The sequence below is a fragment of the Spiroplasma sp. NBRC 100390 genome (genome assembly GCF_001886495.1).
GTDB lineage: Bacteria > Bacillota_I > Bacilli_A > Mycoplasmatales > Mycoplasmataceae > Spiroplasma.
This window is the reverse complement of the sequence record NZ_CP018022.1, coordinates 987,569-1,012,961: the sequence shown is the minus strand read 5'-3', so window position 1 is coordinate 1,012,961 and position 25,393 is coordinate 987,569. Positions and strand designations below refer to the sequence as shown.

Annotated in this window: 24 protein-coding genes and 6 tRNA genes; 28 read left to right on the top strand and 2 right to left on the bottom strand. The window is 28.1% G+C overall.

The features are described from left to right. Positions 1-3: 3 nt before the first annotated feature. The 10 genes from S100390_RS04570 to S100390_RS05640 all read left to right on the top strand — a co-directional run bounded on the left by S100390_RS04570 (position 4) and on the right by S100390_RS05640 (position 4,605). A complete protein-coding gene (locus S100390_RS04570; RefSeq protein ID WP_070407092.1) occupies positions 4-2,223 on the top strand; it encodes an AIPR family protein in 2,220 nt (739 codons plus the stop codon). 323 nt (positions 2,224-2,546) lie between these two features. Continuing rightward, a tRNA-Asn gene (locus S100390_RS04565) sits at positions 2,547-2,622 on the top strand. Positions 2,623-2,656: 34 nt separating this feature from the next. Continuing rightward, a tRNA-Glu gene (locus tag S100390_RS04560) sits at positions 2,657-2,732 on the top strand. Positions 2,733-2,736: 4 nt separating this feature from the next. Continuing rightward, positions 2,737-2,812: transfer RNA gene (locus tag S100390_RS04555), tRNA-Val, on the top strand. 13 nt (positions 2,813-2,825) lie between these two features. After that, positions 2,826-2,901 (top strand) — tRNA-Thr (locus S100390_RS04550). 8 nt (positions 2,902-2,909) lie between these two features. Then, a tRNA-Lys gene (locus tag S100390_RS04545) sits at positions 2,910-2,985 on the top strand. Between the two features lie 18 nt (positions 2,986-3,003). Continuing rightward, positions 3,004-3,088 (top strand) — tRNA-Leu (locus S100390_RS04540). 159 nt (positions 3,089-3,247) lie between these two features. Further along, the gene (locus S100390_RS04535; RefSeq protein ID WP_070407091.1) at positions 3,248-4,057 is read left to right on the top strand and encodes a Cof-type HAD-IIB family hydrolase; all 810 of its coding nucleotides are present in this window, start codon (positions 3,248-3,250) and stop codon (positions 4,055-4,057) included. A 53-nt stretch (positions 4,058-4,110) separates the two neighbouring features. After that, the gene (gene trxA / locus S100390_RS04530) at positions 4,111-4,422 is read left to right on the top strand and encodes a thioredoxin (protein ID WP_070407090.1); all 312 of its coding nucleotides are present in this window, start codon (positions 4,111-4,113) and stop codon (positions 4,420-4,422) included. A 54-nt stretch (positions 4,423-4,476) separates the two neighbouring features. After that, entirely contained in the window at positions 4,477-4,605 is a 129-nt protein-coding gene (locus S100390_RS05640; RefSeq protein WP_257785284.1) for a hypothetical protein, read from the top strand. Positions 4,606-4,638: 33 nt separating this feature from the next. On the opposite strand, the gene S100390_RS04525 is transcribed toward S100390_RS05640, so the two are convergent. Both S100390_RS04525 and S100390_RS04520 read right to left on the bottom strand, forming a co-directional pair. Continuing rightward, positions 4,639-5,055 (bottom strand): hypothetical protein, encoded by a 417-nt coding sequence (locus S100390_RS04525; RefSeq protein ID WP_070407089.1) that lies wholly within the window; start codon positions 5,053-5,055, stop codon positions 4,639-4,641. A 46-nt stretch (positions 5,056-5,101) separates the two neighbouring features. Then, complete coding sequence (locus S100390_RS04520; RefSeq protein ID WP_070407088.1) at positions 5,102-5,740, bottom strand: nitroreductase family protein; 639 nt, start codon at positions 5,738-5,740, stop codon at positions 5,102-5,104. Positions 5,741-5,879: 139 nt separating this feature from the next. Between S100390_RS04520 and leuS the strand changes: the two genes are divergently transcribed. The 18 genes from leuS to infB all read left to right on the top strand — a co-directional run bounded on the left by leuS (position 5,880) and on the right by infB (position 25,370). Beyond that, a complete protein-coding gene (gene leuS, locus S100390_RS04515; RefSeq protein WP_070407087.1) occupies positions 5,880-8,297 on the top strand; it encodes a leucine--tRNA ligase in 2,418 nt (805 codons plus the stop codon). Between the two features lie 48 nt (positions 8,298-8,345). Next, positions 8,346-9,413: a TMEM164 family acyltransferase gene (locus S100390_RS05615; RefSeq protein WP_070407086.1), complete on the top strand. Its 1,068-nt coding sequence runs from the start codon at positions 8,346-8,348 to the stop codon at positions 9,411-9,413. A gap of 99 nt (positions 9,414-9,512) precedes the next feature. After that, positions 9,513-10,319: an NAD(+)/NADH kinase gene (locus S100390_RS04505; protein ID WP_070407085.1), complete on the top strand. Its 807-nt coding sequence runs from the start codon at positions 9,513-9,515 to the stop codon at positions 10,317-10,319. Positions 10,320-10,321: 2 nt separating this feature from the next. Then, positions 10,322-10,693 carry a PTS transporter subunit EIIB gene (locus S100390_RS04500; RefSeq protein WP_070407084.1) on the top strand — a complete coding sequence of 124 codons (372 nt, stop codon included), beginning with the start codon at positions 10,322-10,324 and terminating at the stop codon, positions 10,691-10,693. A 60-nt stretch (positions 10,694-10,753) separates the two neighbouring features. Then, entirely contained in the window at positions 10,754-11,704 is a 951-nt protein-coding gene (locus S100390_RS04495) for a J domain-containing protein (RefSeq protein WP_070407083.1), read from the top strand. 114 nt (positions 11,705-11,818) lie between these two features. Beyond that, complete coding sequence (locus tag S100390_RS04490; RefSeq protein ID WP_070407082.1) at positions 11,819-12,340, top strand: methylated-DNA--[protein]-cysteine S-methyltransferase; 522 nt, start codon at positions 11,819-11,821, stop codon at positions 12,338-12,340. A 98-nt stretch (positions 12,341-12,438) separates the two neighbouring features. Continuing rightward, positions 12,439-12,744 carry a hypothetical protein gene (locus S100390_RS04485; RefSeq protein ID WP_070407081.1) on the top strand — a complete coding sequence of 102 codons (306 nt, stop codon included), beginning with the start codon at positions 12,439-12,441 and terminating at the stop codon, positions 12,742-12,744. 18 nt (positions 12,745-12,762) lie between these two features. Next, positions 12,763-14,310 carry a sodium-dependent transporter gene (locus tag S100390_RS04480; RefSeq protein WP_070407080.1) on the top strand — a complete coding sequence of 516 codons (1,548 nt, stop codon included), beginning with the start codon at positions 12,763-12,765 and terminating at the stop codon, positions 14,308-14,310. Further along, complete coding sequence (locus S100390_RS05495; RefSeq protein ID WP_197490508.1) at positions 14,304-14,462, top strand: hypothetical protein; 159 nt, start codon at positions 14,304-14,306, stop codon at positions 14,460-14,462. Before S100390_RS04480 ends, S100390_RS05495 begins: the two co-directional genes overlap by 7 nt. Before the next feature lie 248 nt (positions 14,463-14,710). Then, positions 14,711-16,384, top strand: a complete 1,674-nt coding sequence (locus S100390_RS04475; RefSeq protein ID WP_070407079.1) for a hypothetical protein — start codon at positions 14,711-14,713, stop codon at positions 16,382-16,384. A 49-nt stretch (positions 16,385-16,433) separates the two neighbouring features. Beyond that, complete coding sequence (locus tag S100390_RS04470) at positions 16,434-17,981, top strand: sodium-dependent transporter (RefSeq protein ID WP_070407078.1); 1,548 nt, start codon at positions 16,434-16,436, stop codon at positions 17,979-17,981. A gap of 517 nt (positions 17,982-18,498) precedes the next feature. Next, positions 18,499-19,293, top strand: a complete 795-nt coding sequence (locus tag S100390_RS04465) for an Eco57I restriction-modification methylase domain-containing protein (RefSeq protein WP_083258401.1) — start codon at positions 18,499-18,501, stop codon at positions 19,291-19,293. A gap of 470 nt (positions 19,294-19,763) precedes the next feature. After that, positions 19,764-20,465, top strand: a complete 702-nt coding sequence (locus S100390_RS04460; protein ID WP_070407077.1) for a hypothetical protein — start codon at positions 19,764-19,766, stop codon at positions 20,463-20,465. Positions 20,466-20,967: 502 nt separating this feature from the next. After that, positions 20,968-21,450, top strand: coding sequence for a ribosome maturation factor RimP (locus S100390_RS04455; protein ID WP_070407076.1), 483 nt, complete (start codon positions 20,968-20,970; stop codon positions 21,448-21,450). 18 nt (positions 21,451-21,468) lie between these two features. Next, positions 21,469-22,887 carry a transcription termination factor NusA gene (gene nusA / locus S100390_RS04450; protein WP_070407075.1) on the top strand — a complete coding sequence of 473 codons (1,419 nt, stop codon included), beginning with the start codon at positions 21,469-21,471 and terminating at the stop codon, positions 22,885-22,887. A 19-nt stretch (positions 22,888-22,906) separates the two neighbouring features. Continuing rightward, complete coding sequence (gene rnpM / locus S100390_RS04445) at positions 22,907-23,182, top strand: RNase P modulator RnpM (protein ID WP_070407074.1); 276 nt, start codon at positions 22,907-22,909, stop codon at positions 23,180-23,182. A 2-nt stretch (positions 23,183-23,184) separates the two neighbouring features. Then, entirely contained in the window at positions 23,185-23,496 is a 312-nt protein-coding gene (locus S100390_RS04440; protein ID WP_197490507.1) for a L7Ae/L30e/S12e/Gadd45 family ribosomal protein, read from the top strand. A gap of 17 nt (positions 23,497-23,513) precedes the next feature. Continuing rightward, positions 23,514-25,370: a translation initiation factor IF-2 gene (gene infB / locus S100390_RS04435; protein ID WP_070407073.1), complete on the top strand. Its 1,857-nt coding sequence runs from the start codon at positions 23,514-23,516 to the stop codon at positions 25,368-25,370. Positions 25,371-25,393 lie beyond the last annotated feature (23 nt).

The following is a 25,393-nucleotide window of genomic DNA, read 5'->3' as shown; positions in this document are numbered from 1 at the left end:
AAAATGTCAAACTTTAATTTTTACAAAAAATATAATAACAATGATTTTATTTCTGAAATAGAGAGGATAGAATCGAATATAAATTCTAGGAAATTTAATTTTCCAAATGAAATAAGAAAAGCTTTAGAGTATTTTTTAGATTTTGAATTTAATGATGTTTGCGAAATAAAAAGTGTGGGTCCAAAAATTAATTATATTAAACAAAAAAATATGTTAAATGATTCTATATTAAATAAAGTATCTGAATTAAATAATAGTGTAAAACCCTATTCACATTCTGGAAATGATTATACAAAAGTATCTTTTGAATTAAAAAAGGATATGTTAAATAGAATGTTTGATATTATTAGTGAGTATAAAGAAACACATGTTATTAATTTTAACGAAAGTATTTATAATGATACGAATAAAGAATACTTTTCAAAAGAATATTCAAAACAAATGTTTTTTGATCTTTTAGAGGAAAAGGAAATAGCAGACTTTGAATGTTTTGAATTATTTTGTGCAAAATATTTAATGGATCTTGATGATATTGATTCTGAAAAAAGAGTAATTGGTTCTGTAAAAAACGGTGGAATTAATCTGTTTGAAATTGATGAAGAAACTCAAACAATTAAAATAGGTCATTGCAAATATAAAAAAGAAATTAATAAGCTTGATGTTCAAGATAGTTTTGATAAAATAATAACTACCATTGATTCATTTTATAAAGATAAATTTTATGATAAAAATGAAGATATAAAAGATATTGGTGCTAATTGAAATAATTATATTGAAGAAAACTTGAATGTTGAACTTGTATTATATACTTCTGCAGATGCTAATTTTAAATATAAAGATTTATTACAAAATTTAGAAAAAAAATTAAATAAAATTATTGGCAATGAGCATCATATAATTATAAAAGTTATTGATGAAAAAGAGATAGAAAAAATATTAATTTCAAAACAAGCAAAACCGGGTGTAAAAAATGTTTTTCTTGAATTATGTAATGAAGATTCACTGATTTCCATTGATACTAAAGATTTTGGCAAAGTTACTTTGGCAGTAATTAAAGGAGAATCATTAAGAACAATATATAAGAATCAAGAGCGTAAAGGACAATTATTTGAAAAAAATGTCAGAGGATATATTAAATATAAAAAAATTGATGAGGAAATTAATAGTACATTATTATTTAGTCCTGAGAAATTTTTAATTTTAAATAACGGTTTAACGATAATAGGGCAAAATGTTACAAAAAATAGTGGTTTTTTAACATTTGAAGAGTTATTTATAGTTAATGGAGCACAAACAACATCATTAATTGGGGAAATCGAAGAAAATAAATCGTTGAATGATGTAAATGTTTTTGTAAAAATCATTGATAATAGTAATGTGAAATTAGTAGATGCTATTTCAGAAGCTTCTAACAATCAAAAACCAATAAAACCAGTTGATTTAATTGCAAATAATGATGGTGTAAGAAGATTTGCAAAACATTTAGAAAATAAAAATTCAAATTATGCATTAATTTATAAAAGATCTGACAGATTAAAAAAAGATATAAAAATTAAAAATAAAAAAGCAATTCAAACAGAAGAATTAATGAAAATGTATTATTCATTTGTAAAACAGCAGCCCGGAACTGCACGAAGTGGATTTAAAAAAATAATTGAAATAAAAGCTAATGCAGATTTTGTTTTTCAAAGAATGAATATTGCAAAGGATGATGGATATAATTTCTTTTTAAATTTAATGTATATAAATGAAATGTTTGAACTTTTTTTGCATTCTTTAAAAAATACTTATAAAAATATTGGGAAAATTATTACCAAAGATAATAATGAATTTGAATTTGTGAAAAATGGGAAACATGCTATTTTTGCAATAATTGGCGCAACGATTTATTATTTAACATTAAAATCAAAGCATATAGAAAATGATATAGAAATTTATAGACACTATGAAACAAAATTACAATTATCATCCTTTATAAAACATAATAATGAAAAAGATGAACTTGTAAAAGAATTATTTGATGAAATAGCTGAGGAAGCGGCTAGAATTATTGAATTAAGTAATAAGCCCTCTTCAAATTTTTTAAAAACTGATTCAAATTATGAATTGCTTTTTAATCAAATAATTAAAAATGTTTTTGGAGCAAGAAAGAAAACAAGAATAGAAGAATTAGTTGAAATACTATTTAAACCATTAAAATTAAAAGATACTAATTTAAAGTAAAAAATGTTTATTTAATATATTATTCTAATCTTATTTTAAAGTATTTCTTATTAAAAATATTTCATTATAATTAAATACCATTGTGAACAATTATTTTTTAGTTATATTTGTTTTTGTTTTTTTTCATAGGGAACTTGATGTTGCAAAATAAACTGAAGTTTCAATAATTTGTTTAATTTTTTACATTGTAAATTTATTGTATTTGTTGTTTTATTATTAATGTGATTTGCCTAAAAATTTTATAAAATTAAAAAAATGGCTAAAAATAGTTGCTTGTTTTTTAATATTTAGTATATAATGAATAAGGCTAAAAAATATGCCATGCCTAGTTAGCTCAGTCGGTAGAGCACTCGGCTGTTAACCGATCGGTCGCAGGTTCGAGTCCTGCACTAGGCGCCATTATTTTTTTTGACAATTTTTACAAATATTTATCGGCCTGTTGGTGAAGCGGTTAACACACATGCCTTTCACGCATGCATTCACGGGTTCAAACCCCGTACAGGTCACCATTTTCCGGTGTTAGCTCAGTTGGGAGAGCGCCTGCCTTACAAGCAGGTGGTCAGCGGTTCAAGTCCGTTACACCGGACCATTTTTAATGATAGGCTGGCTTAGCTCAACTGGTAGAGCAACTGACTTGTAATCAGTAGGTTGGGAGTTCAATTCTTCTAGCCAGCACCATTGGCTGTCTCCTGTTAGCTCAGTTGGTAGAGCATCTGGCTTTTAACCAGTGGGTCAAAGGTTCAAGTCCTTTACAGGAGACCAATTTTAAAAATCAAATACCCGGGTGTGGCGGAACTGGCAGACGCACCAGACTTAGGATCTGGCGGGGTAACTCGTGGGGGTTCAAGTCCCTTCACCCGGACCATAAAGAGAAACAAAACAACACTTTATAAGTGTTTTTTATTTTGCAAAAATTTGTTTAATTTTATTATTTTTCTACTATAATTAATAAAACTATAAAATAGTGTCTGATACATATCTTAAATAATTGATCATACAACTTTGGTTAGAAAGAAGGATACAAATGAAAAAAGCTGTTTTTTCAGATTTAGATGGAACCTTATTAAAAGATAATCACCGTTTTAGTAAGTTAACAAAGAAAACCGTTAATTCAGTGCAAAAAAAAGGAATTCCGTTTGTGGTGACAACAGGTCGATTAGCAAATGATGCCATTCGTCAAGCTCGTAAACTAAAGGTTCATAAATATAATGGCTATGTTTTATCAAACAATGGGGCAAGCGCCTATTCATTTAAAACAAATAGTTTTTTATGAATGATGATTTTTACAACTGCTGAAATTAATACTATTTTTAAATTTACGTATCAAAAATATAAAGTGCATTTTTTTAGTAATAATAGTACGTATGTTTATGAATATGGTGAAAATTCTTATTATTGATCAAAAATAATGCGAACTAAATATAAGGTTATTACTAAACCAGAAGAAATTATTGAAGATATTACGCATGCGAGTGTTATTGCTCATCAGTCATTAAATGATAATGATGCTGAAATATTGATGCAAGAGTTACGGCAATTATTACCACAATTAGATATTACACAGTATAATAATCGTGTTTTTGAAATTTCTTGTAAAGGAATTTCAAAGGGAAGTGCATTACAGTTTTTATCGCATCATATTGGAATTGATATTAGTCAAACTTATTCGTTTGGTGATTCTTACAATGATCTTGAATTAATTCGACAAGCTGGCGTTGGAATTGCCGTTGGTAATGCAATTGATGAATTAAAGGCGATGGCTAATGAAGTAACTTTATCAAATCGGGAGGATGGACCGGCAAAATATTTACAGCAGTTTTTCTTAAAAAAATAGAACTTTTGTGATATGATAAAAAAAGCAAGAGAGTTCAGTAAAGGAGAGAAAAAATGGCTGTAAATGAATTAAAAACTGTTGATGAGTTTGAAAAAGTAATTGCTGAAAATAAATTAACATTAGTTGATTTTTATGCTGATTGATGTGGACCATGTAAAATGATTGCACCGGTAATTAGTGAATTAGCAAAAGACCGTGGTGATGTTAATTTTGTTAAAATTAATGTTGATGAATTGCAAGATCTTGCCCAAAATTATGGAATTTTATCAATACCAACATTAATTACATTTCAAAATGGAAATGAATTAAAGCGAAAAACTGGATTTGTAACCCGTAATGAAATTGAACAAGAATTGTTAAGTTAAAATTAGTTGTTAAAAAGATTTAATAACAACCTAAAAGAAGAAGGTGAATATAAAATGGCAATGGCAATGAAAAAGCGTCGTCGTTTAATTGCGGAGAAAAAAACAGCGAAAGCCTTAGCACGAAAAGAAGCTGCAAAAAAAGTAAAAGAAAAAGATAACTTGGAAGCAAAAGCTTCAAAATAAAAAAAGAAAATAATATTATTTTCTTTTTTTTATTTACCCTAAAATAGAAAAAATAACAGCTGTAATTAAAGCATAACTAAAGTTAATTCCAAGGGTTGTTAGTAGAATAAATCCTTTTTTCTTTAAATATCAAACATACCCGTCATATTCGGTTTGCAAATGTGAATATTTGGTTATAATATTAAATCCTAAATCAGCTTGTTCAGGATTTAATTCCTTCGTTTTGTTTAGTTTTCGCAATGGATTTCGAACTATAATTCAGTTACTAATAAACATTGTTAAAATAATAATGATTAAAATTCCAAAGAAAATTTGTGATAAATCGCTATTACTTAAGTGTAAGGCATTTTTATATAATACCAACGGAATTGTTGTTGCAATTTGTGCTAATAGAAAAATAACATTACAGCTCAAACTAATAATTCAAAATGTTTTAAGTGATGTTTTCATGGTTATATTATTGCTTTCTGATTAATTGCTATATGTGCGCCAGCTTTTAAAAAATAGTAACAAATTCATCTTCTGGAATTCGTAAACGGGGAAAACTTGTGCCTGTTTTGTTATCATCATAATAGCCAAAAAGCATTCCTAATGCTAAATGTCATTTTGTGGAGTCAACAATGTTGTGTTCTTTAAAAAATGGAATAGCTTGGGTTGGAGTAACACCGCCCATAATACTTGAACCAATTTTTAAATCTGCCGCTTGTAATGCCATAAAACTAGCAACAATATGTGTTTGTTCATCAGAAAACATATCGGGACTTGGATAAGTTTTTAAATAATTGCTCATTCCCTTTACATTACTTTTTAATGCTTCTCCTTCAAAAATTCGTCCTAAACGTTTTGTTAGAAATTGTTCTGAAGTTAAATAATCTTCGTTTGCTCCTAATAATAATGCCAAAACTGGAGCATCTTTTACTTTTTGCTGATTTCCTGTCATAAAGCAATTTAGTGCTGCTTGTTCTTTTAACTTTTGATCTTTAATAATAATAACTTTAACTGGTTCTAATCCATTTGAACTAGGTGCTAGCGCGCCTGTTGTTAAAATTGTTTTTAAATCAGCTTTGCTAACCGTTTTTGTTTTATCATAAATTTTAATGGCTTTTCGAAATTGAGCTGCTTGTTGTACACTCATTGTTTTTCCTCCACTTTCTTGTTCTGGTAATAATTTTATTATACGTGAATAAAATTAAATTAATAGTGTTTAAACTACTAACAAACCGTAGGAACAATGTTATAATAAAAAAAGATAAAATTAAGGAAGGATAATAACAATGGAATTTTCGCATAAAGCAATTGAGCAAAAATGACAGCAATATTGAGAAAAACATCAAACTTTTAAAACAACAAATAATTATGATAAAAAAGCTTATATTTTAGATATGTTTCCGTATCCTTCGGGAGCAGGTTTACATGTTGGGCATCCAAAAGGCTATGTCGCAACCGATGTTGTTAGTCGTATGCGAAAATTACAAGGATATGATGTCTTACATCCAATTGGTTGAGATGCTTTTGGATTGCCAGCAGAACAATATGCTTTACAAACAGGAAATGATCCTGCTGAATTTACATTACAAAATATTGCTAATTTTCGTAATCAATTAAAAGCGCTTGGATTTAGTTATGATTATAATAAAGAAGTTAATACTTCTTCGCCAGGGTTTTTTAAAACAACACAATTAATTTTTGAATTATTATATCAAAATGGTTTAGCTGAAATGCGTGATGTTGATGTTAATTGGTGTCCTGAATTAGGAACTGTTTTAGCAAATGAAGAGATTTTAAATATTAATGGCAAAATGGTGTCAGAACGAGGGCATTATCCAGTTTATAAGAAACCAATGCGTCAGTGAGTTTTAAAAATTACTGCGTATGCTGAAAAATTGTTAGAAGGACTAGATGAAGTTGATTGACCAGAATCAGTCAAAGAATTGCAACGTAATTGAATTGGAAAATCAGTTGGTGCTGAAATTAAATTTGCGGTTCAAGATAGTTCCGAAATTATTGAAGTCTTTACAACTCGAGCGGATACTATTTTTGGTGTTGAATACTTAGTTTTAGCACCAGAGCATCCGTTAGTAACAAAATTAGCAACACCAGAATATAAAGGAAAAGTAACAGAATTTTTAGTTACTACAAAAGCAAAAAGTGATTTAGATCGCCAAGATAATAGTAAAGAAAAAACAGGAATGTTTATTGGTAGTTATGCAATTAATCCTGTTAACAAAAAAGTTGTGCCAATTTGGATTGCTGATTATGTCTTGCCATTTTATGCTACGGGGGCCGTAATGGCTGTTCCTGGTCATGATGAGCGTGACTATTTGTTTGCTTTAAAATATCAATTACCAATTAGTTATGTTATTGAAGGTGAACACCATCAACAGTTGCATAATAAAGATGGAAAACACATTAATTCTGACTTTTTAAATGGTTTAACAACTAGTGAAGCAATCACAAAAGCAATTACTGTTTTAACCTCAGCAGGGCATGCAACAGCAAAAACAACTTATAAACTTCGTGATTGATTATTTTCTCGACAACGTTATTGAGGAGAACCATTTCCCGTTATTCATTGAGAAGATGGGGCCATTAGTTTAGTTGATGAAAAAGAATTACCATTAGAATTACCAAAAATGACAAATATTAAACCTTCCCAAACGGGAGAGTCACCCTTAGCTAATGCAACCGATTGATTAACGATTGTTGATAGCACTGGTAGAAAAGGCCGCCGTGAAACTAATACGATGCCGCAATGAGCTGGCAGTTGTTGATATTACTTAGGCTACATTTTAATGGAAAATAATGAAATGTTAGATTTACGAAGTTCAGAAGCACAAAAATTACTAAAAAAATGATTACCAGTTGATTTATATGTCGGTGGGCAAGAACATGCTGTTTTACATTTATTATATTCACGTTTCTGACATAAATTTTTATATGATCAAAAGTTAGTACCAACTTCCGAACCATTTTATAAATTAGTTAACCAAGGAATGATTTTAGGCCCTGATGGAACAAAAATGAGTAAATCAAAAGGGAATGTTATTAATCCTGATGATATTATTAAATCGCATGGCGCTGATACTTTACGGTTATATGAAATGTTTATGGGTCCAATTGAAGCATCATTACCATGAAATCCTAGTGGTTTAGATTCAGCGCGAAAATGATTAGATCGTGTTTATCGTCTTGTTAAAAATCATAATTTTACGCAAGTTAATAATCACCAATTAGATTTTGTTTATCATAATATGGTTAAAAAAGGAACCGAGATGATTGAAAAATTGAGTTTTAATACCGCTATTTCACAATTGATGGTTTTCATTAATGCTTGTTATAAAGATGATGCGCCTATTTACCAACCATATTTTGAAGGGTTTACTAAAATGTTAAGTCTTTTTGCACCACATTTAGCAGAAGAAATTTGAGTTAATTTACAACAAGAATCATCAATTGCATTATTGACTTGACCAAGTTATGAAGAAAAATACTTACAAAAAAAGGAAGTTGTAATTGCGGTTCAAGTTAATGGGAAATTACGTGCTAAATTAGAAGTGGCAATTGATACTTCCGAGCAAGACTTGTTAACTTTAGCAAAGGCAAATTCTAATGTTGAGACCTTTTTAGCTAATCATCAAATTATAAAGGAAATTGTTATTAAAAATAAAATTGTTAATTTTGTTGTAAAATAATATCACAAATTTAATAATTTATCATTTTAAACAAAGGAGAAAGAAAAAATGAAATTTGTTCGTTCTAGTGATGGACCTTGAGGATTTTTTGATCCAGCAGGTTCATATGTGCCAGGAGCAGATTGAACTGACCAATGATTTTTTAAAGGGCACAGTTATATTTTTCAATTAGTTGGAATTGCTATTTTTATCTTACTTATTGGGTCATTGTTTTTTTGTAAAAAATATTATGCTAAAACTGTCAATTGAAAATGATTTCGAATTTCAATTGGAACTTATCAAATTGCAACTTATTTTTTAACTTATGCAATTTGAGCATCATATTTAGCGCTTGTTTTAAAAACGGAGTGAATTTGAGGTCCGGTTGGTCCGTCACAAATTCGTGGTTTAAGTGAAGTAATGCCATTGCATTTATGTAGTATGCACCAATTATTATCTGGCTTTATTTTAATTTTTCCTAGTCGAAAATTTTTTGAAGTTGTAGCGCCATCAGCAATTATTTTACCAATCTTAGCAATTATTACGCCCGTTAATGGTTATTGAAGTTTAGATAATTTCTTTTATTATAATTACTTTATCTTACATACTTTAATCATTTTTGCTTATTTATATGTTTATAAATATGGTTTGGTCGGTCGTCCTTATAGTGGTTTATTATTTAAATGACAATTATTATGATTAACATTATTTTCAATTATAGCGGTAATTTGAGATTGGATTTTTAAAACTAATCAGTTATTTGTTGGACCAAGTAGTGGTGAACCATGAAATAATGGTGGTTTTAACGTTGGTGGATGAAATACAAACTTTATTGGGGCAAAATACATGTGACCATTTGCCTGATTGCCAATGTTTATCTTGGGAATTGTGATGGTTTCGCTCACCCATGTCGTGTTATTTTATATTCCACAAAGTTTTTTATACGATGTAAAAACAAAGGAATTAATAGCCGTTTCTCGTGGTTCATGTAATAAGTTTCGAACAAAAGAAGGGTTAACTTATATTGGCTTTACCTTTACCTATATTTTTTGACCAGATAATAAAATTCATCAACATTTAAATCAAACTAACTTATTGCGGTTTACCGATGTTGAATTACTAACTCTTTCTCGTTAAAATAGTCAAGTTTGTTGACTATTTTTTAATTAATAAGGCTTACAATTTAAAATAAAGGTATAATATAACTAAATTGCTAAGAAAAGGTGGATGATAACAATGTTTAAATATGCAATTATTGCAAATGACTATCAAGAATCAGCCAAGTTGGTTAGTAAAATTACAAAAACATTACAAAATTACGGTTTGGAAGAAGATATTATCAATCCAGAATATGTTTTTGTGATTGGCGGTGATGGTACTTTGTTACGTGCGGTTAATGAGTTTCAAGATATTATTGATGAAGTTTATTTTATTGTTATTAAGTCGGGGTCATTAGGTTTTTATGCTAACTATGATGAAAAAACATATTCACGAGCAATTGATGCAATTATTAAGGATACAGCGCGGATTCGTCAAATGCCCTTATTAGAAATTAAATATAACAATAATATTATTCGCTATGCTTTAAACGAAGCAAAAGTTGTTGACCATGTTAAAACAATTCGAACTGATATTTATGTAAATGATGATTTATTAGAACATTTTCGTGGGAGTGGCTTAGTATTTGCAACAAAAACGGGGTCAACGGGTTATATGCGAGCAATTAACGGGTCAATTATTGCGGCAAATATGACAACGTTATGACAATTAAAAGAAATTGCCCCAGTTGCTAATTCAACATTTTCAACAATTAATGCTTCTATCATTTTGGACCAAGAACAAGTTGTTCGTTTAACCGGGGCATTAGCAGGAAAAAGTTTAGTCATTGATACTTATGAATCAGAGATTTTAAGCCCACAAATAGAGTTAAAGATTAGTCAAAAAACATTAAATTTATTTTATGATGAAGAAAATAATTTAAGTATGATTGCTAAAATGAAAATTTTATTTGCGCATTGTAATAACAACAGAAGGGATGATTAGAAATGCGGGCAGAATATATCATTATTATTGTGGTAGCTATGATTTTAATGTTATTATTTATTTTAATGATGGTTTTTCGAAAAAAAATTTTTAATTTTCAAAAAGCTTTAATTCCAAAGCAAAAAATTTCTTTTTCTGTTAATGATTTAATTACAATTTTAGGAACAGTTAATAACATTGTTATGGTTAAAGCAACTTTGACTCGTTTACGCGTAACGGTAAAGGATTTAGATGAAGTTGATTTTGAATTATTAAAAACAAAATTCAAACTAAAACACATTGATACTGTTTTGCAAACAGTAATTATACCATTTGGTAATGTTAGTTTAGCTGTTAAGATTGAAATTGATGCAGTGATGAAAAAAGAACAATAAGTAATATTGATTAGTAAATTGGCGATAGTAAAATTGTTATAAAAAGGAGTATATATCACAATGACTTGAGTAATTATAGTTTTGATACTTGTTGGTTTTTCTTTAGTAGGAGCTTTGGTTCGGTTTTGGTTTCGGAAAGCAAAATATCATCTTAAAAATGAAGAGCATACTATAAATGGCAAAGACCAGGCTGATAAAAGTTATGAGCTTATGATGACTATTATTAGTGAAGATGCATTAATTGCAAAATATTTGTTACCACTGCCACGTTATGTTGATACTTCAATTCCAAACTACCAAATTGATTTTAACTTAGGATTATTCATGTCTGATTATTGAGAATTAATTCATTATTTAAATAAAACAACAGATCCAATTGCAAATGATATTTTTGTTGAATATTTCACAACAATTAATGAAGAATTAAATAATTTATTAACAGAAGTTATTAGTAACAATATTGAACCCTTAGCAACAGTATTTGTTGCATTATATGATCAAGAAACATGAGATAAAACTTTTGTTGAATGTTTTTTAAAACCATATGTGTTATTAACTAGAGAAATGTTAGCAACCCAATTGATTCCAGATAGTTTTTCAATTTTACAACAAATTAAATTTTATTTGCGATGGAAAGATCGGCAAATTTTTACTGAACTAGAAGCAGTTTTTTCTGCTGTTTTAAATGAGCATCTTACTTTGGTAAATAAAATTTATCAAGAGTTTATTCAAAAATTAGAAACTGATTTTAATACCTTTTTTGATTCACAAACATGAGAAAACTTTGGACAATCATCTGCAACTGCTTCAGAATTAGAAGAATTATATCAATTGTTTGGGTTAAGTTCATCAGCTTCAATTAATGATATTAAACGAGCATATCGCCAGTTAGCAAAAAAATATCATCCTGATTTAAATAAAAGTTTTGATAGTGAAGAAGTAATGCGAAAAATTAATGATGGTTATGAGAAGTTACTTGCCAATCATCAGCAAGAAGAAAATGAGGTTTAAAAATTTGTTAGTTGCAAATTGTTTTTACTAAAATTAATAGTATAATTTTATTAACTTAAAGGACAAAAAATTATTTTAGTATGCAGAAGTTATGACAAGAAAGGGAATATCCACATGGCTACACAAAAAATAATAAAATGATACTATACTAATTTAAAATTTAATAATTGAGATTTATATATTGCTGTTTCTGACCAAGGGGTTACTTTTATTGGTTCTAATAATAAAGGTTTTAGTGAGTTAGAATATTGGCAAAAGAAAAAGGGATTAAATATTGTTTTAGTTGCTGATCAAGACCAAAAAACAGCAGAAGTAGTTACCCAATTAACAGAATACTTAGCAGGGAAACGAACAACCTTCACATTACCGTTTGATTTTATTGGAACATTGTTTCAACAAAAAGTTTGACGTGAAGTTGCAAAAATTCCTTATGGGAAGACAACTTGTTATTCAGATATTGCCCAAAAAATTGGTCATCCCCGAGCAGTTCGTGCTGTTGGTACTGCCATTGGGAATAATTCAATGACAATTATTGTGCCATGTCACCGTGTTCTTGGCAAAAATAATGCCTTACGAGGTTATCGTGGCGGGCTGGAAATGAAGGCGTCGTTGTTACAATTGGAAAACATTTGATAATTTAGCATTTTTTTATTAAAAATTAGTAATTTTTTTATTTTTTTGTTAAAATAATAAATAACACTTGAGGCCAATTAATATTAAAAGGAGGAAAAACTATGACAAAATTTCATACAATAATAAGTAGTTTATTAGTGTTTGGTTCTCTTGCTATAACATTAATTCTTACTACTAATTTTATTATTCAATCATGATCTTATGAAAAATGATGATTGGTTATTGTTAAAACATTAGAACAAAATATTATTAACAATAAAGTTATAATTTATTCTATTGTCTTGATTGTTAATTTTGCCGTCTCTTGTGCAAGCATTAGTATCGCTTTCATTTTAGATCCTCCTTATCGAAAAGTAATCCGTAAAGAACAGATTAATAAAAATGCAATAATTGCATTTTTTATTTAAATAAGAAGGGAGATTAGAATGAGGAATAAAAAACAAATGACAAAATTTGGGTTTATTGTTTCATCATTGGGTGCGGCAATTGGTTTAGGGGTAATTTGAGGGTTACCTGGTTATATTATTAAAAACGGAGGATTTTATTTTTTCTTAATTTATATTTTTGCAATGTTAATTGTTGGAATTCCGTTATTAATTTTTGAATTTAATTTAGGAAATCTTCGTCGAAAAAGTGTTATTAATATTTTTGATAAAGAAAGTGTTCAATTTAGTAAATTTGTTGGTTGATTTCAGACAACTTTAATGATTATTATTCCAATTTATTATGCTGTGTTAGTGGGTTATACTGTTATTTCAATTGGGATTGAATTTAGTCCTACTTTAATTAGCGATGTTAGTGGTAATATCTTCAACAGTCAGATTTTAGAATATGGCGGTTTTGGGGTTACCAATAACGGTGGTTTTCAATGGATTGTTTTTTTAGCATTTCTTTTTGTTGTATTATTAGTTGGCATGGTGCTATTATTTGGTATTAAAGGGATTGAAAAACTTAATAAGTTTTTTATGCCGTTATTATTTTTAATTATTTTTATTTTAGCAATTTATATTTTAACAATACCGGGCAGTAGACAAGGTCTAGCAACATTGTTTTTAGTTGACAATTTAGAGAAACTAAAGCAGAGTCAAACTTGAAGTAGTGCTTTTTCCTTAGCGTTTTTTACATCATCATTAGGAATGGGGATGATGATGCGATTTGCTGGTGTTGGCCCCCAAAATCAAGATAATATTTCAAAAGCCTATTTGTTAGTAATCGGAATCTTATTTTTATCAATCGCTAATTTTATTTTCATTTTTGGGGCTTCTGGAGCGATTGTTAATAATTTAGTTTCAGATAAAAATAATATTTTATTGTTTCAAGAACAAATTACAAATAAATTTGGAAATGATTCAATGGTTTTTGTCTTTAATGTTTTACCAGAAACCTTTCATATTATTAATCAAAATACCTTAGTTGGTGTTGGGAATTTTTTAGGAATTTTATTCTTTATTGCATTATTATTTGCGGGATTGAGTAGTCTTATTGCAATGCTTGAACTTGCTGTTGATGCAATTGAAACACAATATGATATTAGCAATCAAAAAGTAATTTGTGGCATTTGTGCAACAATTATTACTGTTGGTTTATCATTAACTTTCGCAAATACTTATCAGTTAATTAACTCATTTCAATTATTAGCAGCGGGGTTAGATTTAATTTTAGTATCATTAAGTCAAATTATCTTTTTCTGTTTGATATCGAAAAAAATGCGAATTTTAATTAATTATAATAATCAGATATCATGAGTTAAGTTAGGGAAACTATATAAATTTATGATGTATTATTTAATTCCTTTAATTTTAGTTATTATTATTAGTTTTTCTGTTTATGATTTTATTATAAGCTGTACCATTAATGTTTGATATATTTCGGTTTTAGCTTTTGTTTTAGGAATTTTAGTCCCAATTTTAGTTGCAGGATTTAATAGTTATTATGCGAAGAAAAAAATAAAGGAGGAAATTAAATTATGTTAGTTACTGTCGCGGGTATTGTCTTATTAGTGTTAGCAGTTTTGTTAGCGATTGCGTTTGGTTTTTTTATTTATAAGGATTGACAACGAAGTCAGCAGACATCAAATGTTGATCAAAAATTAATAAAAGAAGAACACGTAGAAGAGAATTTATAATAATGTTTAGACTATAGAATTAATAGAAAGCATTTATTCTATGGTTAGTTTTTGTGTTATGTGGCGGGTTAGAATTGAGAACATTGTTGTTACAGTTAGAAAACACTCGATAATTTAGAATATTAATTTATTTAATTTTTTAAAAATTAGTTATTTTTATATATTTTTTTGCTAAAATAAATAGGTATCTTATTAAATTTAACTGAAATAACATTTGAGGCCAATTGATATTAAAAGGAGAAAAAACTATGAAAAAATTTCATACAATAATAAGTAGTTTATTAGTGTTTGGTTCTGTTACTACAACATTTATTCCCGCTACTAGTTTTATTATTCAACCAGGAACTTATGGGGGACCGTTATCGGCGTCTGGTTCAGATAATGTTGATGATTATGTTTATTCTGGTTATTTATTACGTTATTTTATTTACAAATCTTCAAATATTAGTACTAATGCAACTGTTAAAGCATTAGAGCAAAACATTGTTAACAATAAAGCCATAATTTATTCAACAGCTGGAAATACCAATAATGTTACGATGCAAAACGCGAATGTGTTCGAAACAGCGTTAATGACATCAATTGTTAATATTAGTATTTATGGAATGACTAATTGAAAAGAGTTTTTTGCTGAATCATATTCAAAATGAATTACAACTCCTGACGCAATGAAGAACAAGAGTTGAGAAATTTTAAATAATTTTTTTATAGATATTTATCCATATTTGCAAGCCAATAATTTTGGTGCAAGACCGGATACTTTACAAAACAGTTTGCAGTACATTAATAAATATTTTACTAATTCATTCTCATCATCATCCCCAGCAATTTATGATACAACGTTAACGACGAAACCAATTGCTGCTGTTGATTTAAAATATGAATCACTCTTTGGGACAAATTTTGGATTACAGCAAATAATTCCAGATGATAGTAATTTCTGAAATAAAAGTTATACTTATAACGCTCTTAAAACAAGTTTAATAATGTGAGGAACAAATGCTGTTAAAGATGTCAATAATGATGTTGTTAGATTTAATGGTAATATTTTAAACAATAATATTATTAATGTTAATGGTATTGATTTATCTAAGAATTTAGGAAATATGATGAATGACTCATATACCAAGGCTTCAACTACATCATTGAAAAAATATCAAGATTTTATTAATCAAGCAACACAAAGCCACTATTCATCATTTGATAAGTTAGATAGTGAATTAAAAAACTTAACAAAATATGAAACCATTAATTATCAAACGGGTAGTACAATTTTCTTAAAAGATAGTGTTAATGCAATGCAAAATTATTATGGATGATCAGATAGTACTGTTAATGTTTTTAAACAACAAATTTTAAATTTATTTAACATCACTTATACAATGATTGGCGATAATTTTAAATATTTCTTAACTGGTTTTTTGTTTTCACCAGATGCCCCATTATATGGGCAAGATAGAGGTACAGCCGCTTACACAGCATATAGTTTTCTAAAACTTCGGAGCACAAATCAGATTTTATCAACTTCTTCTGCTTATATTATTTTTTCAGCAAAAGGGTTTAATGATTATTTAAAAGATGGTATTAGTCGAGAATACAAAATGGGCTGATGAAGTTCACCAAACATATTTACAACATTAGATCATGAAATGGGTCATGCTGCTGATATATATTATGGAATGGTAAGTTCAGCACGGAATAATGCGGTAAATGAATTTGGTAATATTTTAAATGATTTAGGAATTAGAGGGCAATATAGCGGCAATATTTTTGGTTATGATAATATTGTTAATTATAATACAAAGGCTAGTGCTATGAAAATTGCTTTGATTGTTATTTTTGGTGTTTTTTGTGCAAGCATTATTATTGCTATCATTTGAAGCACTGCTCGTAGAAAAGCAATTCGTAAAAAAACAGAGTAATAAAAATGCAATAATTGCATTTTTTATTTAAATAAGAAGGGAGATTAGAATGAGTAATAAGAAACAAATGACAAAATTTGGTTTTATTGTTTCATCGTTAGGTGCGGCAATTGGTTTAGGGGTAATTTGAGGGTTACCTGGTTATATTAATAAAAATGGAGGATTTTATTTTTTCTTAATTTATATTTTTGCAATGTTAATTGTTGGGGTCCCGTTATTAATTTTTGAGTTTAATTTAGGGAATCTTCGCCGCAAAAGTGTTATTAATATTTTTGATAAAGAAAGTGTTTGTTTTAGTAAATTTGTTGGTTGATTTCAGTCAACTTTAATGATTATTATTCCAATTTATTATGCTGTGTTAGTGGGTTATACTGTTATTTCAATTGGGATTGAATTTAGTCCCACTTTGATTAGTAATGTTAATGGTAATATTTTCAATAGTCAAATTTTACAGCATGGTGGCTTTGGGGTTACTAATAACGGTGGTTTTCAATGAATTGTTTTTTTAGCATTTCTTTTTGTTGTGTTATTAGTTGGTTTAGTGTTACTATTTGGTATTAAGGGGATTGAAAAACTTAATAAATTTTTTATGCCGTTATTATTTTTAATTATTATAATTTTAGCAATTTATATTTTAACAGTTCCGGGTAGTAGACAAGGTCTAGCAACATTATTTCTAGTTGAGAACTTAGAGAAATTAAAGCAGAGTCAAACTTGAAGTAGTGTTTTTTCCCTAGCGTTTTTTACAACATCATTAGGGATGGGGATGATGATGCGGTTTGCTGGTGTTGGTCCTCAAAACCAGGATAATACTTCAAAAGCTTATTTATTAGTAATTGGAATCTTATTTTTATCAATTACTAATTTGATCTTTATTTTTGGTGCTTCTGGAGCGATTGTTAATAATTTAGTTTCAGATAAAAATAATATTTTATTATTTCAAGAACAAATTACAAATAAATTTGGAAATGATTCAATGGTTTTTGTCTTTAATGTTTTACCAGAAACCTTTCATATTATTAATCAAAATACCTTAGTTGGTGTTGGAAACTTTTTAGGTGTTTTATTCTTCTTAGCATTATTTATTGCGGGTTTAAGTACTACTGTCGGAAATGTTGAAGTTATTGTTGATGCAATTGAAACACAATATAATATTAGTAATCAAAAAGTGATTTGTGGAATTTGCGGAACAATTATTATTGTTGGTTTGTCGTTAGTCTTTGAGAACACTTATCAGTTAATTAATTCATTTCAATTATTAGCTGCGGGGTTAGATTTAATTTTAGTATCGTTAAGTCAAATCATCTTTTTTGTTTGACATGCCAAAAAACTACAAATTTTAATTAATTATAATAATCAAGTATCATGAATTAAGTTAGGAAAACTATATCAATTTATGATGTATTATTTAATTCCTTTAATTTTAGGAATTATTGTTGGTTTTTCTGTTTATGATTTTATTATAAGTTGTACTGTCAATGCCTGATATATTTCGGTTTTAGCTTTTGTTTTAGGAATTTTAGTGCCAATTTTAGTTGCGGTGTTTAATAGTTATTATGGTAAGAAAAAAATAAAGGAAGAAATTAAATCATATTAGTTTTTGTTGCTGATGTTGTTTTACTAGTATTAGCGGTTTTGTTAGCTATTGTGTTTGGTTCCTTTATTTATAAGGATTGACAACAAAACTAGGAAATAATGGATGTTGATCAAAAACTTAAAGAAAATTAAGTATCGGGAAGATTTATAGTTAAATTTGGAATATAAAATTAATAAAATTTTAATTAAGAATATTTATTTTTTCTAAAAAATATGTTAGTATAAATTAGCATTTTAAAGTACCTACTTAAATGTAAAATTTATTAGAAAATTATGAGAATAAGTAATTGTAATGTAATAATTTTATATTTTTTATTAATTTAGATAATCTTAATTTAAAAAATTTTATATTTAACAAACGCAATATGATTAAAAAATTGCTAAGAAATAAAAAAGCAATGTTAATAAAAAATATAAATTATTAAATAAATAAATAGAACTTTATATTCTGGTGCAAAAATTATTGATAAACATATAATTGATAATAGTTGTGGAGAAGGTGCTTTTTAATAGAAGTAGTGGATAGATATATTACAGAATGTTATAATATTCATTTAGATCAAAAACAAATTGTTAAAAATTTATCTATTTTTATTCATGGAATTGAACTTGATTTGGTTGCTTATGAAAAATGTATAATTAATTTAAATAATTTATTAATAAAAAGAAATATTAACTTAAAAGTGAATTGAGATATAGTTTTTGGAGATTCTCTTAAAGAAGAAAAGTATGATAATAAAATGGATTATGTAGTAGGTAATCCACCTTATATTCGTATTCATGACTTAGAAAGTATTAATTATAAAAAATTTGCTTTTGCAAATAAAGGAATGACTGATTTATTTATAATTTTTTATGAAATTAGTTTAAAAATGTTAAATTCTAATGGAAAATTAATATATATAACCCCGAATTCTTATTTTACTAGTACAGCAGGTGAAAAATTACGACATTTTATTTATTCGAATAAAAAAATTAATACTATTGTAAATTTAAAACATTTCAATCCATTTGAAAATGTAACCACATATACAACTATTACTTTATTAAATAATAGTTTAAATAATAGTATTTATTATTTTGAATATGATAAAAATAAAAAAATCCCTAAAAAAATAGCAAAATTAAATTATTCTGATTTTTATATTAATAAGCAGTTTTATTTTTCAACTAAGAATAGTCTTAATAAATTTCGAAAAATTATGTTAACAGAATTTAATAGAGATATTCATATTAAAAATGGTGTATCATCAAACTTAGATTCATTTTTTTTAATAAAAATTATAATGGTAAATATACTTCTGATGCAATAAAAATATCTAAAATGGAAAAGACTAAAGTTTTTTTCCATATGATAAAAATGGTGTTCTAATTTCATTAGAAAAAATTAAGCAAAAAAACCCTACTATATTTGAACTTTTACAAAAAAATAAAAAAAGATTATTAAACAGAAGTTTACAAGATCAGAAATGATATGAATTTGCAAGAACACAAGGGATAGCAGATACTAATAAAAAAAGAATTGCTATAGGTAATATAGTTAAAAATATAAATAGTATAAAAATTAATAAAATTGATTCAGGAATTATATTATACAGTGGTTATTATATTTATTCTGAAAAATATAATTATGATGATTTGATGTTTCTTATTAAGCAAAATGATTTTATAAATTTTCTTAAAATTTTAGGGAAAGACAAAAATGGAGAGTATTATTTTTATTCTTCATTAGATTTAAAAAGATACTTATCATATAAAATATTGGAATATTTTGGAGGTAGAAATGTATAATCTTAGCTTAGAAACTGGTGAACTATTGAAGGAATTAGAAATTAGTTTTTTAAAGGTCTTTATGAAAAATTTAAAAGATAAAAGTGGCGAAAGAAGCGCTGATAAAGTTAATAATATTCATGGTGTTATTGCAAAACATCTTCAGAAATTAATGGGTAATGACTATGTTTTAAAAACTAAATTAACTACAGGTAAAGAAGAACAAATTAAAGGTAGATATATTAATAAGAGAGTTGACATAGTTATTGAAAGAAAAAATGGTAAACAAGTAGCAGGTATTGGCCTAAAATCAATTTTAAGTAGTTATATTAAAAACAGAAATAATTATTTTGAAAATATGTTGGGTGAAACAGCAAATATTCGATGCAATAACATCCCATATTTTCAAATAGTTATTCTTCCATATAAGTCGCCAAATTTTAAGAAAGATGGAGAAATTACTAGTTATAGTAGAATTAGTGATTTAAATAACTATATTCAGTTATCAAAAGATAATACGGTATCTTTTTTTCATACGCCTATAAAAACCCTTTTAATGATAATTGATTATTTACCAGATTATGAAGCCTTATCATCAAAAAATGAATATGGCAATTTTTATATTAACAAAGAAATGACAAAGGAATTTTCAATAAAATTGCATAATATAAAAGATGATTTTGATAGTGCAGTTATTAATAAATGTCAAAAATAATAAAAATAATATAATAAGTGAATTATTAAATTCATAAAAGTGCCATTTAAAAAATATTATGCTCAGATGTAAATGTTGGCAAAAGATTATGAAAAAGAATAGTTTTCAATTTAATATAATTTTAACAGTACAAAGCAAGAAGGAAGATTACAAAATGAATGCAATAAAAAAATGATTAATTATATGAATTATAAATATAATTTGTTTCCTTCGTAGGAGCAACCCGCCCATATCATTTTTTAAATCCACGATGTAATTTATATAATTCATTTTCTGTAATAATACTTGTTATCATTTTAATTCCTCCCAATCTTATATTAAAGAATTTAGTGGTCTTAAATGTGTATGGTTTTTACAAAAGTTTTTTATAAATATTTGCATTTTTATTAATAAAGTATTACAATACTAATGTAATTAAAAAGGGTCAAGAAAGAGCACGATTGTGCTCTTTCTTTAATGCCAACAATTTTAATTATGATAGTTTAAGAAAGGATGGTGTTGCATGGAAGAATTTATTAAACAACAAGCACAGTTAAAAACAGCTTTGGAAAATTACTTAGCAAAGCAAAACTTAACATTATTTGCAATTAATTACTTACAAGATTTTGAAACTAATGTTGTGCAAATTTTAATTGAAGATCAAACAATGGTGCTTGATCTAGACCGGTTAACAATTATTAGCGAAGAAATTAATCATCTGGTTGATGACCTTGATTTGTTTGCAGAAGAATACTTGTTAGAAGTCTCAACACCAGGTGCTGAGCGACCATTACGAAATTGAGATGAATTACAACAACAAGTTAATCATTATGTTTATTTTGAATTTATTGAAAAAGTTAATAATTTACCAGCAATTAGTGGAGAATTAACAGCAGTTGATGAAAAACAAACAGTGACGGTTACTTATTTTGTCAAAGGGGCTCGCAAAACGTTACAAACAACTTATCAAAACATTAAATTTGCGCGTTGTGCAGTTAAATTTTAAGAAAGGATATATTATAGCATGATTGATGGTGCAAAACTATTAGTAACAATTGATGAAATTGTTAATGAAAAACAAATTAGTCGCGATTTAATTTTAGAATCAATTAAAGAAGGAATTAAAAAAGCTTATGAAAAACATTTTGATCCAGAAGCAACAATTATCGTTGATATTGATCGCAAAACAGGTCAAATTAAAGTAGAAAAAGAATTAACGGTAGTAAAGAAAGTTGAAGATGACTTGTTAGAAATTGGTTTAAATGAAGCAAAAGAGAAATATGGTGAACAAATTACCGTTGATGATAAAGTTTATGAACCAGTTAATTCAGAAGAATTTTCACGGTTAGCAATTTTTCAAGTTGGTCAAATTATTAAACAACAAATTAAAGAAGCCGAAAAAGATTCAATTTTTGATGAATATATTGTTCAAAAGGGTCACTTAATGACTGGGATTGTCATTGCTGCGGAAGAAAAGTATTTGTTAGTGGAAGTTGACCGCACCTTTGCTTATATTCCACGTCGTAATTTAATTTTTTCAGACAATTATGAAGTTGGTCAACAAATTACTTTTTTAGCAGAAGATATTGTTAAATCAAAAAATGCTGGACAAATTACCGGTTCACGAACAAGCAATGATTTTTTATATCGTTTATTAGAACGTGAAATTCCCGAAATTTTTGAGCAAGTAATTGAAGTCAAAGCAATTGCCCGCGACCCTGGTCGACGTAGTAAAATTGCCGTTTATAGTACAAATGAAAATATTGATCCAATTGGGGCTTGTGTTGGAAGCAAGGGAAGTCGGATTAATAAAGTTACTGCTGAACTACAAGATGAAAAAATTGATATTTGTATTTATGATGACAATAGTCAACAATTTATCATTAATTCTTTATCACCAGTAAAAGTAATTTCAATTATAACGAATGATGAAGGTAAAGAAGCCGATGTTATTGTTCCTGATGAACAATTATCATTAGCAATTGGAAAAGGTGGGAGTGCTGCTAAATTAGTAGCAAAGTTAACAAAATGAAAACTAAACATTATGAGTTATAGTGAAGCGTTAACAAAACAAATTGAGATTTTATGAAATGGAAATTTAACAAGTGAAGAATTAACTGCTTTACAAGTTAAACTAAAAGATAAAATCAAAGGCAAAGAAGCTGCAAGTACACCACCTCCAGCGGTTGAAGTCACAGTAGATTTACCAGTTGAAGAATTTGAAATTATTGAAGAACAAATGGCAGAAGAAACGATGATTCTTAATGAAGGTGAATATCATGTTGATGATTTATCAGAAGCTGCGCCGGAAGTATTAGCAGAAGAAATTCAAGAAATTGAAAAGAACATTTCTTATTTTGAAAATGAACAATTCGAAAGTCAAGATGAGGATGAAGAAATTAATTATGATGATTATGATAACTATTATGATAAAGAAAAATAATTAATTAGGAGGGATATAAATGGCAAACCACAAGCAAACACCATTACGAAAATGTGTTGTTTCACAACAAATGTTGCCAAAAAAAGAATTGGTGCGCGTTGTGAAAACCCCAAGTGGTGAAATCATTATTGACCCAACGGGAAAAGCAAATGGGCGAGGAGCCTATTTGCGGCCAACGTTAGAAAATTATGAAAAAGCAAAAAAAAATCACGCCTTAGAACGTGCTTTAAAAGTAAAGTTAACTGACCAATTTTATGATATGTTATATCGTGAAATTAATGAAGGGTGAGATTAAAAATGTTAGATCACAAAGGTTATAGTTATCTTGGCTTAGCAAAAAAAGCTGGAAAACTCGTGACAGGAGCGCTTTTATTAACAGCAATTCAACAACAAAAAATTTTTTTGGTGTTGACTAGTGTTGATGGAGGGGCAACCCAAGCAAAAAAATACGAACAAAAATGTTTTTATTATCATATCCCTTATTTCAAATGCCTTGAATCAAAATTAACCCAGCAAGCATTGGGAACCGAGAATGTTAAAACCCTTGGGATTAGTGATCGCAATCTTGCACAAAGTTTACTTACTTTATTAACAAATCAGGAAGAATAAAAAAGGAGGAGGGACAGATGAGTAATCAAAAAAATAACAAATCAAATAAAAAATCATTAGCAAAAAATCAGCGCCATCGAATTCAATCCCAATTAAAGACGGTTGAAGCTCATATTAATGAGGGGGTTTTTGTTTATGCTGAAGCATTAACAATTGTGGAATTTGCGGAAAAAATTAATAAACCAGTTAGTGAAATTATTAAGTATTTTTTTGCAAAAGGAATTATGTTAAATCAAAATACTTATTTGAGTGAAGATCAATTAGGAGAATTATGTTTAGAGTTTGGATTAGATTTTAAACGAGAAAAATCAGTAACTCATGAAAACCTAATTGAAAGTTTTGAAGTTAATGATGATGATAAATCATTAGAAAAACGCCCCCCAATTGTGACAATTATGGGGCATGTTGACCATGGAAAAACAACGTTATTAGATACAATTCGGAATACAAATGTTGTTAGTACTGAACACGGAGGAATTACCCAACACATTGGCGCTTATCAAATTAAGACTAAAAATGGTGAAAAAATTACCTTTGTTGATACCCCAGGGCATGAAGCTTTTACCCAAATGCGAGCACGCGGAAGTGCGGTAACTGATATTGTTGTTTTAGTTGTTGCCGCTGATGATGGGGTAATGTTACAAACAAAAGAAGCAATCGACCATGCCAAAGCAGCGGGGGTACCAATTATTGTCTTTATTAATAAAATTGATAAAGTCGGTGCAAACTTAGATAATGTTATGATGCAATTATCACAAGAAGATTTAACCCCCGAAGAGTGAGGGGGGTCAGTTCCTTATGTTAAAGGAAGTGCAAAACAAAAGCAAGGGATTGATGAGTTATTAGATACGATTTTATTAATGGCTGATTTAATGGAGTTAAAAGCTAATCCAAATCGTTTTGCTTTAGGAACGGTTATTGAATCGCATTTAGATCGTGGATTAGGACCAGTTGCAACGTTATTAGTTCAATCAGGAACCTTAAATATCAAAGATGCCTTAGTAGCCGGTTATACCTTCGGGTATGTTCGTGACTTATCGGATGAGAGTGGTAAAAAAATTAAAACAGCAGGACCATCAACACCGATTATTATTCACGGTTTAAATGAAGTTCCAAATGCAGGGGACCGTTTTATGGTCTTTCGGGATGAAAAGTTAGCCCGTGAAATTGCTCTAAAACGAAAAGCAACGGATACGATTAATAAACGTTATAAAAATCAAGTCTTTTCATTAGAAAGTTTATCTGCTCAAATTAAAGATGGGCAATTAAAACAAATTAACATTATTTTAAAAGCAGATACTCAAGGAACGGTTGAAGCAGTTAAATCAAGTTTACAAAAAATTAATATTCAAGGTGTTAAAATTAATGTTTTACGAGCAACCGTGGGGGGAATTTCGGAAAGTGATGTTACCCTGGGGTTAGCAAGTCAAGCCTTTATTGTTGGTTTTAATGTTCGTCCAACTGCGCATGTACGGAAAAAAGCGGAAGATGAAGGGGTTGAAATTCGTTTACATACCATCATTTATAAGTTAACCGAAGAAATTATTGCCGCAGCTGAAGGAATGTTAGATCCTGAAATGGTTGAAGAAGTCTTGGGACAAGCCGAAGTTCGTCAAATTTTCCGTCATTCTGACATTGGAACAATTGCTGGTTGTCATGTTACTGATGGGGTAATTCCGCGTAAATCGCGAGTACGAATTTTACGTGATGGTGTTATTGTTTATGATGGGGAATTAGCCTCATTAAAACATGTTAAAGATGACATTAAAGAAGCAAAAGTTGGAGCGGAATGTGGGCTAACGATTAAAAATTATAATGACTTAAAAGAACAAGATGTTATTGAAGCATATATTGAAAAAGCTGTTACAAAGTAACGGTTTTTTTTGGTTATTTTATG